Source organism: [Mannheimia] succiniciproducens MBEL55E, assembly GCF_000007745.1.
GTDB lineage: Bacteria > Pseudomonadota > Gammaproteobacteria > Enterobacterales > Pasteurellaceae > Basfia > Basfia succiniciproducens.
The window spans coordinates 236,549-250,474 of the sequence record NC_006300.1; the positions used below are offsets into that span (position 1 = coordinate 236,549).

Annotated in this window: 14 protein-coding genes; 10 read left to right on the forward strand and 4 right to left on the reverse strand. The window is 42.5% G+C overall.

All coding sequences use genetic code 11. The features are described from left to right. The first annotated feature begins 5 nt into the window (after positions 1 to 5). The 3 genes from MS_RS01180 (at position 6) to ruvX (ending at position 1,575) form a co-directional block, all read left to right on the forward strand. Positions 6 to 410 (forward strand): DUF2251 domain-containing protein, encoded by a 405-nt coding sequence (locus MS_RS01180; protein ID WP_011199441.1) that lies wholly within the window; start codon positions 6 to 8, stop codon positions 408 to 410. Between the two features lie 191 nt (positions 411 to 601). Next, entirely contained in the window at positions 602 to 1,159 is a 558-nt protein-coding gene (locus MS_RS01185) for a YqgE/AlgH family protein (protein ID WP_011199442.1), read from the forward strand. Beyond that, entirely contained in the window at positions 1,159 to 1,575 is a 417-nt protein-coding gene (gene ruvX, locus MS_RS01190) for a Holliday junction resolvase RuvX (RefSeq protein ID WP_041639477.1), read from the forward strand. The genes MS_RS01185 and ruvX overlap by 1 nt, the downstream gene beginning before the upstream one ends. A 112-nt stretch (positions 1,576 to 1,687) precedes the next feature. On the opposite strand, the gene glnA is transcribed toward ruvX, so the two are convergent. Beyond that, positions 1,688 to 3,115, reverse strand: a complete 1,428-nt coding sequence (glnA, locus tag MS_RS01195; protein ID WP_011199444.1) for a type I glutamate--ammonia ligase — start codon at positions 3,113 to 3,115, stop codon at positions 1,688 to 1,690. 500 nt (positions 3,116 to 3,615) lie between these two features. Between glnA and typA the strand changes: the two genes are divergently transcribed. Then, entirely contained in the window at positions 3,616 to 5,466 is a 1,851-nt protein-coding gene (gene typA / locus MS_RS01200) for a translational GTPase TypA (protein WP_041639479.1), read from the forward strand. Positions 5,467 to 5,525: 59 nt separating this feature from the next. Here typA and bcp read toward each other — a convergent pair whose 3' ends face one another. Beyond that, complete coding sequence (gene bcp / locus MS_RS01205; RefSeq protein WP_011199446.1) at positions 5,526 to 5,996, reverse strand: thioredoxin-dependent thiol peroxidase; 471 nt, start codon at positions 5,994 to 5,996, stop codon at positions 5,526 to 5,528. Between the two features lie 129 nt (positions 5,997 to 6,125). Between bcp and dapA the strand changes: the two genes are divergently transcribed. The 6 genes from dapA to hslU all read left to right on the forward strand — a co-directional run bounded on the left by dapA (position 6,126) and on the right by hslU (position 11,208). After that, on the forward strand, positions 6,126 to 7,022 hold the full coding sequence (gene dapA / locus MS_RS01210) for a 4-hydroxy-tetrahydrodipicolinate synthase (protein WP_011199447.1): 897 nt from the start codon (positions 6,126 to 6,128) through the stop codon (positions 7,020 to 7,022). Between the two features lie 63 nt (positions 7,023 to 7,085). Further along, positions 7,086 to 7,529 (forward strand): GNAT family N-acetyltransferase, encoded by a 444-nt coding sequence (locus tag MS_RS01215; protein WP_041639480.1) that lies wholly within the window; start codon positions 7,086 to 7,088, stop codon positions 7,527 to 7,529. Between the two features lie 69 nt (positions 7,530 to 7,598). Beyond that, entirely contained in the window at positions 7,599 to 8,609 is a 1,011-nt protein-coding gene (gene bamC / locus MS_RS01220; RefSeq protein WP_011199449.1) for an outer membrane protein assembly factor BamC, read from the forward strand. A gap of 167 nt (positions 8,610 to 8,776) precedes the next feature. Beyond that, complete coding sequence (locus tag MS_RS01225) at positions 8,777 to 9,151, forward strand: hypothetical protein (RefSeq protein WP_011199451.1); 375 nt, start codon at positions 8,777 to 8,779, stop codon at positions 9,149 to 9,151. 113 nt (positions 9,152 to 9,264) lie between these two features. Continuing rightward, complete coding sequence (gene hslV / locus MS_RS01230; RefSeq protein ID WP_011199453.1) at positions 9,265 to 9,786, forward strand: ATP-dependent protease subunit HslV; 522 nt, start codon at positions 9,265 to 9,267, stop codon at positions 9,784 to 9,786. Positions 9,787 to 9,882: 96 nt separating this feature from the next. Beyond that, positions 9,883 to 11,208, forward strand: a complete 1,326-nt coding sequence (gene hslU, locus MS_RS01235) for an HslU--HslV peptidase ATPase subunit (RefSeq protein WP_176752346.1) — start codon at positions 9,883 to 9,885, stop codon at positions 11,206 to 11,208. Between the two features lie 109 nt (positions 11,209 to 11,317). On the opposite strand, the gene MS_RS01240 is transcribed toward hslU, so the two are convergent. Both MS_RS01240 and MS_RS01245 read right to left on the reverse strand, forming a co-directional pair. Further along, on the reverse strand, positions 11,318 to 12,631 hold the full coding sequence (locus MS_RS01240) for a heme biosynthesis protein HemY (RefSeq protein ID WP_011199455.1): 1,314 nt from the start codon (positions 12,629 to 12,631) through the stop codon (positions 11,318 to 11,320). Between the two features lie 11 nt (positions 12,632 to 12,642). Further along, positions 12,643 to 13,914 carry a uroporphyrinogen-III C-methyltransferase gene (locus tag MS_RS01245; protein ID WP_011199456.1) on the reverse strand — a complete coding sequence of 424 codons (1,272 nt, stop codon included), beginning with the start codon at positions 13,912 to 13,914 and terminating at the stop codon, positions 12,643 to 12,645. Positions 13,915 to 13,926 lie beyond the last annotated feature (12 nt).

The following is a 13,926-nucleotide window of genomic DNA, read 5'->3' on the forward strand; positions in this document are numbered from 1 at the left end:
AAAAAATGCTACATTTAGTTTTAGAAGACAGACACATTATTGGTCAGGAAAAACGCCTCGGCGTGCATTCTACCGAACAGGATCACCTTGCGGTGGTATTTGAAGACGACGGCGAAACCGGCTATTTTTATGCCATCAACACGCAAGAAGCGCAACCGGTTGTCGATAGCCTTTCCGTTTATAATGTAAACGGTATCGAGAGTTTACAGGAACCTCGCCAAGTGCAAATTTGTTGGAGTGAAGACGGAAACAGAGCTTTTCTTCTGGTAAACGGTTATCCGCATGCCGCCTTTGATTTTACCCGTTTAATCGGTTATAACCACAGCAAATATCCGTTACCGGAATTAGGTAGTATGTGGTCACATGAAAATATCACTGATAAACTTGTGGAAGAATGGCTGACACCTTAATTTTTAGCGGTAAGTAAAAACTTTTCAAAAACTAACCGCACTTTTATGTACGGAGTCATGTTTTGTATCCGCATATAATCGATACACGATATATTTTATCGCACTGAAAGTAGGATGCCATGCTTGGCGTCCTTAATATGACAAGACAAAATATATTCATAATATTGGCATTTTCAAATGAGATAAATAAGATGGAATTACAGGATAAATTATTAATTGCAATGCCGAATTTACAGGATAGCTATTTTTCCCAGTCGGTGATTTATATTTGCGAACATAATGAGCAAGGCGCTATGGGATTGGTATTGAATCAGGTTACCGATCTCAGTATTGCGGAACTTGTGGCCAAATTAAATTTTATGATGGCGGACGGTCGTCATTATCCCGAAACCTATGTGTTCGCCGGCGGGCCTGTTAGTATGGATCGCGGGTTTATTTTGCATACGGCAACAGAACGTACTTTTGAGCACAGTTATCGGGTAACGGATAATCTACAGTTAACCACTTCGGAAGATGTCATTGAAACTTTCGGTACGCCTGAGGCACCGGAAAAGTATTTAGTCGCCCTTGGTTGCGCCACCTGGACATCCGGACAATTGGAAAAAGAAATCGCTGACAACGATTGGTTAGTGGTGCCGGCGAATAATCATATTTTATTCGATGTACCTTGGGCTGAATGTTGGACGGCCGCACAACAATTATTGGGTTTCCAACCGGCTAATTTGGTGGCGGAGGCAGGGTATTGTTAATGGGTATCTGTGCATTGGCTTTCGATTTCGGCACTAAAAGTATCGGTTGTGCGGTGGGGCAAAGTATTACCGGCACAGCCCAGGCTTTACCCGCATTTAAAGCGCAGAACGGTATTCCGAATTGGGATAGCATTGAAAAATGTCTGAAAGAATGGAAACCCGATATATTAGTAGTCGGCTTGCCTTTAAATATGGACGGTACGGAGCAGGAGTTTACATCGCGGGCAAGAAAATTTGCCAACCGCCTTCACGGGCGTTTTGGTGTGAAAGTGGAATTACAGGATGAACGGCTGACTACCACGGAAGCCCGTACGGAAATTTTTCAGCGCGGTGGTTATAAAGCTTTAAATAAAAGCAAGGTTGACGGCATTTCCGCTGCGTTAATTTTAGAAAGCTGGTTTGAGCGACATTCGTAATCGTGATCCGATGTTTTATTTTGTCTTCTATGACGGTTAATACTATAAAAAGAAAAGTGCGGTAAAATTCGGTGAAATTTTACCGCACTTTTTATCTATTTAATGTCGAACATTAAGCATAATACATTTCAAATTCTACCGGATGCGGCGTCATATTTACGCGTTCCACTTCTTTACGTTTGATAGCAACAAAGGCATCAATAAACTCTTTACTGAATACGCCGCCTTGGATTAAAAATTCATGGTCGGCTTGTAAAGAATCAAGGGCTTCTTCCAAAGACGAACAAACTGCCGGAATTTCTTTTAATTCTTCCGGCGGTAAGTCGTATAGGTTTTTATCCATCGCATCGCCCGGATGGATTTTATTGATAATACCGTCGATACCCGCCATTAATAACGCGGCGAAAGCCAGATACGGGTTTGCCAACGGATCCGGGAATCGCGCTTCAACACGGATTGCTTTCGGGCTGGTTACCGCAGGAATACGGATGGAAGCCGAACGGTTACTTGCCGAATAAGCTAATAATACAGGCGCTTCAAATCCCGGTACTAAACGTTTATATGAGTTAGTAGTCGGGTTGGTGAACGCATTTAACGCTTTAGCGTGTTTGATAATACCGCCGATGTAATAAAGCGCGGTTTCGGAAAGACCGGCATATTTATCGCCTTGGAATACGTTTTTACCGTCTTTGCTTAATGACATATTACAGTGCATACCCGAACCGTTATCGCCGGCAAAAGGTTTTGCCATAAAGCAGGCGGTTTTACCGTATTCTAACGCAACATTTTGTACCACATATTTATAGATTTGCGTTTCGTCGGCTTTTAAGGTTAGCGTATTGAATTTTGACGCAATTTCATTTTGACCGGCGGTGGCAACTTCATGGTGGTGCGCTTCAATAACTAATCCCATTTCTTCTAAAATTAAGCACATTTCGGAACGAATGTCATGGGCGTTATCAATTGGTGCGACTGCGCAATAGCCGCCTTTTTTCAACGGACGATAAGCGTTATTACCGTCTTCAAATTTACGGTTGGTATTCCATGCCGCTTCAATATCGTCGATTTTGTAAGAAACGTTATTCATTTCCGTACTGAAACGAACGTCGTCAAATAAGAAAAATTCCGGTTCCGGTCCGAATAATGCTTGGTCTGCGATACCGGTTGATTTTAAATAGTTTTCGGCACGAGTCGCGATTGAACGAGGGTCTCGGTCATAGCTTTGCATGGTGTTTGGTTCGTAAACGCTACAGCGGATGGAAAGGGTAGTGATTTGTGCGAAAGGATCAATTACGGCGGTTTCCGGCATTGGCATTAAAAGCATATCGGCTTTATTGATTGCTTTCCAACCCTCAACTGAGGAACCATCGAACATTTTACCTTCTTCAAAAAAGTCTTCTAATTCATCAGCTACTAAATTAACCGGTAATGAAACGCCGTGTTCTTTACCTTTAATATCGGTAAAACGAAGAAGGACGAACTTTACGTCATTGTCTTCAATTAATTTTGCAACGCGTTGAATTGCATTTGGGTTTGCCATAAACAGCTCCTGTTATTTTGCACTTAGAGTAATTAAAATTTATTAATTTTAATGGCTAAAAATAGCATATTACACAAAAAATGCAATTACTTATAAAAAGAAAATTTAATGAAAGTTTTAAATAATTAATATTAATCTAATTATTTGTAAATTATCTTAAATAAAATATAAAAAATTATTTAATATGTTATTTTTTATTTCAAGTTTCCATGGATTTTATGTGATCCGAGTAGATAACAAGTCAGCAAGCTCGGGCTACGACAAGATCTAATCGTATTATTTAATAGCTCATCGGATTAAAAAGTTGTATAATTTGCGACCTTTCATCGCGGACGGTATCTCAAAAGGTAGAAAAGTGCGGTGAAAAATTTGATAGATTTTAGAGCTTGTGCGGCGTTCCAAAAATATTTTTCTTATCGCTAAAAATAACCGATATCGCAAATCTTTTTGAAACGTCCGCAAGCCCTATATTATTCGTTAAACAATTAAGAACATTTCAAATGGCAGAATTAGATATTCATAAATTGCGCAATATCGCAATTATTGCGCACGTTGACCACGGCAAAACCACCCTCGTTGATAAACTGTTACAACAATCCGGTACATTAGAAACAGCGCGTAACGGCGATTCCGACGAGCGTGTGATGGACTCGAACGATCTGGAAAAAGAACGCGGTATTACCATTTTAGCGAAAAATACCGCCATTAACTGGAACGACTACCGCATTAATATCGTAGACACCCCGGGACACGCGGACTTCGGCGGCGAAGTGGAACGGGTACTGTCCATGGTGGATTCCGTATTACTGGTAGTGGATGCTTTTGACGGCCCGATGCCGCAAACCCGTTTTGTAACTCAAAAAGCCTTTGCCCACGGTTTGAAACCTATCGTGGTAATCAACAAAGTCGACCGCCCGGGCGCACGTCCGGACTGGGTAGTGGATCAGGTTTTTGATTTATTCGTAAACCTTGGCGCCACCGACGAACAGTTAGACTTCCCGATTATTTACGCCTCCGCCCTAAACGGCGTGGCGGGTCTGGAACACGAAGAACTGGCGGAGGATATGACGCCGTTATTCGAAGCCATCGTACAACACGTAGAACCGCCTCAAGTGGAATTGAACGCACCGTTCCAAATGCAGATTTCACAACTGGACTACAACAACTATGTGGGCGTAATCGGTATTGGTCGCATTAAACGCGGAACGGTAAAACCGAATCAGTCCGTCACTATTATCGACAGTTTCGGTAAAACCCGTAACGGCAAAATAGGTCAGGTATTGGGTCATCTGGGTTTACAACGTTACGAAGAAGATCTGGCGCAAGCCGGCGACATCGTGGCTATTACCGGATTAGGTGAATTGAATATTTCCGATACCGTTTGCGATATTAACGCGGTGGAAGCATTGCCTGCGTTAAGCGTGGACGAACCGACGGTTACCATGTTCTTCTGCGTCAATACCTCGCCGTTCTGCGGTCAGGAAGGGAAATTCGTCACTTCACGGCAAATTCTCGAACGTTTAAATAAAGAATTGGTTCACAACGTAGCCTTACGGGTAGAAGAAACACCGAATCCGGACGAATTCCGGGTATCCGGTCGCGGCGAATTGCATTTATCGGTGTTAATCGAAAATATGCGTCGCGAAGGTTACGAATTAGCGGTGTCCCGCCCGAAAGTTATCTATAAAGAAGAAAACGGTCACAAACAGGAACCCTTCGAACAAGTCACCATTGATATTGAAGAACAACATCAGGGCGCGGTAATGGAAGCTTTAGGCATCCGTAAGGGCGAAGTGAAAGACATGAGCCCGGACGGCAAAGGCCGTACCCGTTTGGAATACGTTATCCCGAGTCGCGGCTTAATCGGTTTCCGTAACGAGTTTATGACCATGACATCCGGTACCGGCTTGCTTTATTCAAGCTTCAGCCATTACGATGATGTCAAACCGGGCGAAATCGGCCAGCGCAAAAACGGCGTACTGATTTCTAACGCTACCGGTAAAGCTCTGGCTTATGCTTTATGGGGTTTACAGGAACGCGGTAAATTAATGGCGGAACACGGTCAGGAAGTGTACGAAGGTCAGATTATCGGTATTCACAGCCGGACTAACGACTTAACGGTAAACTGCCTGCAAGGTAAAAAATTAACCAATATGCGCGCCTCCGGTAAAGACGACGCCATTCAGTTGACCACGCCAATTAAGTTAACTCTGGAACAGGCCATTGAATTTATTGACGACGACGAATTGGTGGAAGTCACCCCACAATCCATCCGTATCCGTAAAAAACTGTTAACGGAAATGGATCGCAAACGTGCCAACCGTACCACCACCAGTACCAGCACGCATTAATTCAAAACTTTAATAAAATAACCGCACTTTTGGGGCCAGATCAAAGTGCGGTTATTTTTTTAGGAATTTTGTGTTAAATAATCCAACACCACCTGATGATGTTCACCGGTTTTAAATTTAGTAAATACCTGTTCGATAACACCTTTTTCATCAATTAAGAAGCTGATACGGTGGATGCCGTCGTAAATTTTCCCCATAAATTTCTTTTCGCCCCATACGCCGAATTGTTCGGCGACTTGATGGTTTTCATCGGATAATAAGGTGAAGTTTAACTCTTTCTTTTCTGCAAATTGGGCGAGTTTTTTCGGTGAGTCCGGGCTGATACCTAGAATTACGACGCCTGATTTATCCAGTTCCGCTTTGGCATCGCGTAGTCCGCAGGCTTGGGTTGTGCAGCCCGGGGTTAGGGCTTTCGGGTAGAAATAAACCAGCACTTTTTTGCCTTGAAAGTCCGTCAGTGAAACGGTTTCATTATGTTGGTTTGACAGGCTAAAGTGCGGTGCAAAATCGCCGATTTTTAATGTATTCATAACTTTTTCCTTAGAAATTTGATTTCAACTGCAAAATTTAAAAAAATCACTTGCAAAGTGTAACGATTTTGGCGAACCTAAACAACACATCAAAATATTTTAGCTTCAAACACGACAAGAGAGGTTTTTATGTCATCAACACGTCCTTTATTTTACGGTAGTATCGTTGCGCTTATTACGCCTATGGATGGCCATGGCGAAGTTAATTATGACGAATTAAAAAAATTAGTTGAATACCATATTGCCAGCGGCACTCATGCTATTGTTTCGGTGGGAACAACAGGGGAGTCCGCTACTTTAAGTATTGATGAAAATGTAAAAACCATTCAAAAGACCGTTGAGTTCGCGGCAGGCCGTATTCCCGTTATCGCGGGTACGGGCGCTAATGCAACCAGCGAAGCCATTACGATGACGAAATTATTGAATAACAGCGGTGTTGCCGGCTGCTTGTCTGTTGTGCCTTACTATAATAAACCGACTCAAGAAGGGATGTATCAACATTTTAAAGCTATTGCCGAGTGTACGGATCTTCCGCAAATTCTTTATAACGTACCGGGACGTACCGGTAGCGATATGAAACCTGAAACCGTGGGTCGTTTATCTAAAATTGAAAATATTGTGGCAATTAAAGAAGCTACGGGTGATGTGAGTCGTGTAAAACAAATTAAAGAATTAGCCGGCGAAGATTTTATTTTCCTGAGCGGCGATGACGCTACCGGATTAGAAAGCATTAAATTAGGCGGACAGGGCGTGATTTCCGTAACTAATAACCTCGCAGCGGCGGATATGGCTAAAATGTGTGAATTGGCGCTTGCCGGCAATTTTGATGAAGCGGAGGCGATTAATCAGCGCTTAATGGGATTACATCATGATTTATTTATTGAAGGTAATCCGATTCCGGTAAAATGGGCGGCCTATAAATTAGGTTTGATCAAAGAACCTGTATTGCGTCTGCCGTTAACCACATTGAGCGAAGCGGCGCAGCCGAAAGTGCTTGAAGCATTAAAACAAGCGGGCTTGATTTAATCCGAATTATCTTTTAATCCCCTGGCCCTTGCCGGGGGATTGTTATTTATGAGAATTCACCCCATGAATTGGCAGTGTAAAACCTTTAATCAATTAAGCAATATTGAGCTTTACCAAATTCTGCAATTGCGCAGCGATGTGTTTGTTATTGAACAACAATGTATTTACCGGGATATGGATAATAAGGATCTTTTAGCCTCTCATTTGTTTTTAAGCAAAGACAATCAAATTGTTGCCTATTGCAGGCTGTTGCCTAAGGGCGTTTCCGTGGCGGATGCCGCTATCGGGCGGGTGATTATTCATGAGAAATACCGAGGGCGGCATCTTGCCCATAAAATGATGGGTAAGGCGATAGATATTATTATTCATGAATGGCATGAGAATAAAATCTATGTGCAGGCGCAGGAATATTTGCAAGGATTTTATCAGTCGTTAGGCTTTAAAGCCACCTCAGATGTTTATTTAGAGGACGAAATCCCGCATTTGGATATGTATTGGGAAAGTTAAACTTTTCCCCGTCTTTGCTGTCAAAGTGCGGTATCTTTTTACAAAGTTTTAATAAGAATAGGATGATTTATGAAAAAATGGCTCTTATCTGTTGCAGTTTTAGCGACCGTTACCGCTTGTTCATCAAGCAATGAATCTCGTCAGGTAGCAAATGATAGCTATGAGAAAAATGCGGAATCAAAAATCAATTTTTCACCATTAGCAACAGGCGGAGTTACCATTGTCGGTCAGGATAATAAATATCAACTGCCGACAACCAATATCAGCAAAGGGCCGGCAGTGGATATTCGTCCGCCGACAACGCCGATGTCGATTATTGGTAATTCGGTGGCTCAATTCGACGGCGAACGCGCCTCAATTGTGTATCCGGCAGCGAAAAGTGCGGTTTATAACTTAGATCAGGTCGCCCGTTTATTAAAAGAAGAAAATATTGAGTTTACCCGTCAGGAAAATAAATTACTGACCGATTGGGCGCCGACCGGGCGTGTTGATGAAGTGGGGGATGTCAAATTGCGTTATCTGATTGAGCAGCTTGGTAATAAAGAAGCCAACGCGCTTTCCGTCACCGTGCTTGAGGCCAAACGTAACGAGATTATTTTCACCCCTTCCGTGACGGATAAACAGCGTTATACTTCCGATCGCCTAAACAACTTTGTGGGTAACTTAAATCATGCTTATCGTACGCAAATGGCACAAACGGCACCGGTCGCTACATCAAACGGCGCTATTCAAGCGGAAATTGTTACCGACGGTAATAACCGAACCGCATTAGGGTTAACGTCAAGTTTTGCCCAATCATGGGAAAAACTCGGTCAGGTATTGCCTGAATTGGGCTTTGAAATTGATGAGGAAACGGCGGGTCGCGGTTATCGGGTATTAAAATACAAACCGGTAGACGATAGCCAATGGGCGCGTTTGGGCGTGAATAAGCCCGAATTGGAGAAAGGCGAATATTCAATGCAGTTAAGCGCTTACGGCAATCAAAGTGCGGTGGTGTTAATGGATGAAGACAAAGCCGCATTGGAAGGCGATAAAGCCCAAGCCGTGTATAAAGCGCTGCAGGTTCTGATGACTAAATAGTTTCTGCAGCATCATAATCGGACAACACCCCGTCGGGAGTAATCCGAAGGGGTATTTTTTGGCAAAAATTTTCTCTTTTTTGACCGCACTTTGAACTTTCCGGCGAATTTTTTATCAAAATAGTGCATGATGAATCGTTTCATGCACTATTTATATAAGGATTATTTATGAAAACGAATTTAAAATTAGGCTTGCTTATCGGTGCTTTAGGATTATTTTCGACCGGTGCAATGGCGGCCCATCTGCCTGATGAAATTTATCAGCCGCGCGGTGCAAAAGTGATTAAAGCGGATCGCCAGGGCAAAGGTGAATTTGAGGTTGAATTTCGTTTAGACGCCCGTGAACATCGTATTCCCGTATTGGCGGAGAAAGCGATTTCCCATGCCAGATATCATGGATTTCGTTTAGTTGAAAGTGAAATTGAGCATGATGATGCCGATTTAAAATTTAAACGCGGTGATCAGGAAATGGATATTGAAATCGAATTAAAAGATCATCATCGTATTGAATATAAAGCCGAACTTGATTTAGATAAAAATTAGTTCGGAAATAACAGAAAATCCGCGGTTTGTCGCGGATTTTTTTATTTTATAAACTTGAAAAATCCGATACAACCCCAATCTAACCAACAAATTTCGATAAAAAAGGATATAACATGACTACAATCGTATGTGTACGTAAAAATGGTAAAGTCGCCATTGGCGGCGATGGCCAAGCAACCTTGGGAAACTGTGTGGAAAAGGGAACCGTGCGTAAAGTACGTCGTTTATATAAAGATAAAGTGGTTACCGGTTTTGCAGGCTCAACGGCGGACGCTTTTATTCTGCGCGATTTATTTGAAAAGAAATTGGAATTGCATCAAGGGCATTTAGTCAAAGCGGCGGTGGAGCTGGCGAAAGAATGGCGAACCGAACGTTCGTTACGTCGTTTGGAAGCAATGATGATTGTCGCTAATGAAAGCGAATTTTTGCTTGTATCCGGCAGCGGTGATGTGATTGAACCCGAATTTGACGTGTTAGCCATTGGTTCCGGCGGCAATTTTGCAAAATCGGCCGCCCTTGCATTATTGCGCACAAATAACGAACTAAGTGCCGCTGAAATTGTAAAACAAGCTTTAATTATTGCCGGTGATATTGATATTTATACTAATCATAATCACGTTATCGAAGAAGTTTAAAACCGAATAACTTCCTTGCTGTTGCCGTTGAGCGGTTTGTTTTAGTTTTTTAAAAAGTGCGGTTAATATTTTAAAAATTTTGAGAATTAGGAATACATTATGTCAATGACACCTCGTGAAATCGTATCTGAATTGGATGCGCATATTATCGGTCAAAACGAAGCAAAACGTGCGGTGGCAATTGCTTTACGTAATCGCTGGCGCCGTATGCAGCTGCCGGAAGATCTGCGTCAGGAAATCACACCTAAGAATATTTTAATGATTGGGCCGACCGGGGTCGGTAAAACGGAAATCGCCCGTCGCTTGGCAAAATTAGCCAATGCACCCTTTATTAAAGTGGAAGCCACAAAATTTACCGAGGTCGGATATGTGGGTAAAGAAGTGGATTCGATTATCCGCGATCTTGCCGATATTTCAATGAAACTGGTACGCCAGCAGGCGGTGGAAAAAAACCGCATGAAAGCGCAGGATGCGGCGGAAGACCGCATTTTAGACGTGTTGCTGCCGCCGGCGAAAGATCAATGGGGTAATGTGCAGGAAACGGGTAACGCTTCAACCCGTCAGGTATTCCGCAAAAAATTACGTGAGGGGCAGTTGGATGAGCGGGAAATCGAGATTGATATTTCAACGCCTGTTAACGTTGAGATAATGACGCCGCCGGGTATGGAAGATATGACTTCTCAACTTCAATCTTTATTTGAAGGAATGTCGCCGAATAAAACCAAAAAGCGCAAAATGAAAATTAAAGACGCGTTAAAAGTAATGCTGGATGAAGAAGCGGCAAAATTGGTTAATCCTGAAGAATTGAAACAAAAAGCCATTGAAGCGGTAGAGCAGCACGGCATTGTGTTCATTGACGAGATAGATAAAATCTGTAAAAAAGGCGAACATAGCGGCGGTGATGTTTCCCGCGAAGGCGTACAACGGGATTTATTGCCGATTATTGAAGGTTCGACCGTTAATACCAAACACGGCATGGTGAAAACCGACCATATTCTTTTTATCTGTTCAGGCGCTTTCCAAGTAGCTCGTCCGTCGGATTTATTGCCTGAATTACAAGGGCGTTTGCCGATTCGCGTTGAATTAAAATCACTGACAAAAGAAGATTTTGAACGTATTTTAACGGAACCTAACGCATCGTTAACCTTGCAATATCGCGAATTGATGAAAACGGAAGGGGTTGATATTGAGTTTACTCAGGACGGTATCAGCAAAATTGCCGAGTCGGCATTCCGAGTGAATGAGAAAACCGAAAATATCGGCGCCCGTCGTTTACATACTGTTTTGGAACGCTTAATGGACGGTATTTCATTTGATGCAAGCGAACGTGCCGGTGAGAAAGTGGTGATCGATGAAAAATACGTTTCAGACGCGTTGAATGATGTTGTGGAAAATGAAGATTTAAGCCGTTTTATTTTATAATCGGAATTGATAAAAGTGCGGTGAAAATTCAGCAAATTTTACCGCACTTTTAAAATTTTTCTCCAATAATAATGCCCGCTTATGCGGGCATTATTTATGGACGATTAACTTATCGGTTTGCCCAATTGGCGATTTTATTGCTTTCTTTGTTATCGGCTTTTTGTTCCAAAGCAAGTGCCGGCTTTTCGATAACTTCTTCAGTTGACAGGCGGTTTACCGCCATTGCCGCTTTTAATCCTTCTTCACGAACCCGTTTTGCCGATTCCGTGTCTTTTACCTGTTCGAACACATAAGCCGCCATGGTTGCATCGCTCGGATCTAATTTATCCTGACCGGAAACCACTTGTTTAAAGCATTCGCTGGCTTTGTTGAAGTCGTTATTGCGCACATATAAATAACCTAAAGCGCGGTTTAAGCAACATTGATGTTCCGCAGATGTTGATGACATACGCTTTTCCAGCAATTTCACTAACTTACTGTTATCGGTTGCTTGCAGTTTTGTCATTAGATTAAAGAATTTTCCGGCAAGGTCTTTGTTCTCATCAACTTTTTTAAACGCATCTAAACTGATTTCATAAGCCGAATCATGATCGTTACAGTCGATTAAACGACTGATTAATGCGAGCTTCACATAGAAATCGTTACGACGCTTGCGGGATTGATCTTCCCACCAGGCAAGCAAACCGTCCGCACCTTCTTCGTTCATGATTTCATCAAGCAAACCGTCTTCGGTTTTACGTTGTAGATCAATAAATTCTTTCTGTGTATATAAACCGCTACTTTCTACAGTCGATAAAATATTATCCAAGGTAGAATAGGCTTTTGAGCGCAAATAAATTTCAGTGGCTAATTTTAAGACTTCCGGATTGCGCGGCGCCATTTCCAATACGCTATCTACCGAGCTGCGAGCCGCCGGCAGTTTATTTTGTTGTAATAAAATTTTGGTACGAGCCAATTCCACCAATAAATTATCGGAACCCGCCAATTCGGTGGCTTCAATTAAGTAACGGTTGGCGCTGAATTCATCGCCCCGTTGTTGTGCCGCTTCCGCCGCTTTAATGAAATTCAGGATTGGTTCCGCGGAATGTTTAGCATTTTTACCGATTAATTTTTCCGCTTTGGAATAATCCCCTTCCGTCATCCGCATTAAACCTTCAAGAGTTTGGCGTTGCGCTTTATTGCGTTTACGTTTGGAGAAAAACGTATAAGTGGCGTTACTCCATTTGAAGAAATGGCTGATTGCCCATTCCAGTATATAAACAACCGCCATGGCGGCAATAAACAGAATGATTAAGGTGGTAATCGACATTTCAATATTATAATTACCCGTAGCGATTAATACGTATCCCTGCTTGCCGGAGAGATAAGGACCCGCTACTAAACCGGCTAATAATGCCAGCATCAGAAATAAAACTTTAAACATAATCTATTTCCTTATTGTTGAGGTTCTACCGGCACCGGTTCGCTTGTCGCCGGCACATTTTGTTCGGTTTCCGGTGTGGCGCCCGTTTCGTTATTTTCCGTTAAGCCTTTATCTACGGAAAGCTCGACTTTTTTCACTTCATGCACTTGTTTATTCAGTAATTGATCTAAGGCGTTTAAGCTTTCCAGGCGTTCCGGCACATCTACATAAATAGATTGTTCGGATAATTCGTCAATATTTTTTAAGAAGTTTTTAGCCAGATCGGAATTGGTATCGAAATAACTTCTGATCCAGGAACTTACCGCTTCAAGGGATTGTTTGTACAATTCGTTTTGCTGGCGCGGTACGGCTAAAATGGCAATTTGCAAACGTAAACGGATATTTTCACGCAGATAAATATCCTGATTCGGCGCCAATAATTCTTTTTTGCTTGAATTGGTCGGGGTGACTCGCACAAAATGATTCAAAAAAGAGACCGCACTTTTTTTCAGATTATTCTGCCAATCGCCTACGGAATCGGTGACCGCCGCGCTGTTTTCCTGATCGTCAAAGTCTATATTCAGCACCGTTAATTCATCAAGGCTGTTTGCTAATTGAGAAAGGCGTTGCATAATCGCATTTTGGTCAACGTTGTTTAAGGCAAGCAGTTGTTTGAGATCGTTATTTAACGCGCTTCTGATGGCGGAAGCCTGAGGCGTGGCGACTTTTTCTAACGCTTCGTCGGCTAATTTAATGAGAGAAATACTGGTATCCACATCATGATCGACCACAAGCTTGCGCAAGGCATTGGTTAACAAAAAGTCCGCTTCGGATAATAACCAATCGTTCGGCTGTTCCGCTTTTACCGAATTGCTGACGGCATTGATTTGCGATTGCAGGCTTAATAAAGCCTGATCTTTTGCCGTGATTTCACGTTGCAGAACGGCAATTTTATCCGCATTGGTTTGATTATTTTCGTTAACCAATTTAAGAATATGCTCTTTGGTTTGCTCAAAATCAGGCGATTCGGCGGTCGCTCCCGGTTGTTGGGATTGAAGTGCGGTCAGTTTTTGCTGAATTTGCTGCACTTGTTGCTGACCGAAATAATAGCCGGCACCGCCCACGCCTAATGCAATCAGGATTGCTAACAGCCCCAATGCCGAGCCACCTTTTTTAACGACGACAGGCTCTGGAGTGCGGTTGTTTTTTGAGTTTTTTTCTGAACTGTCCGCTTTTATCGCGTCTGTTGCTTTGTCTTCAACAATTTCCACGGTTTCCACATTTTCAGTTTGCTTATCTGTCATATTTATAACCTT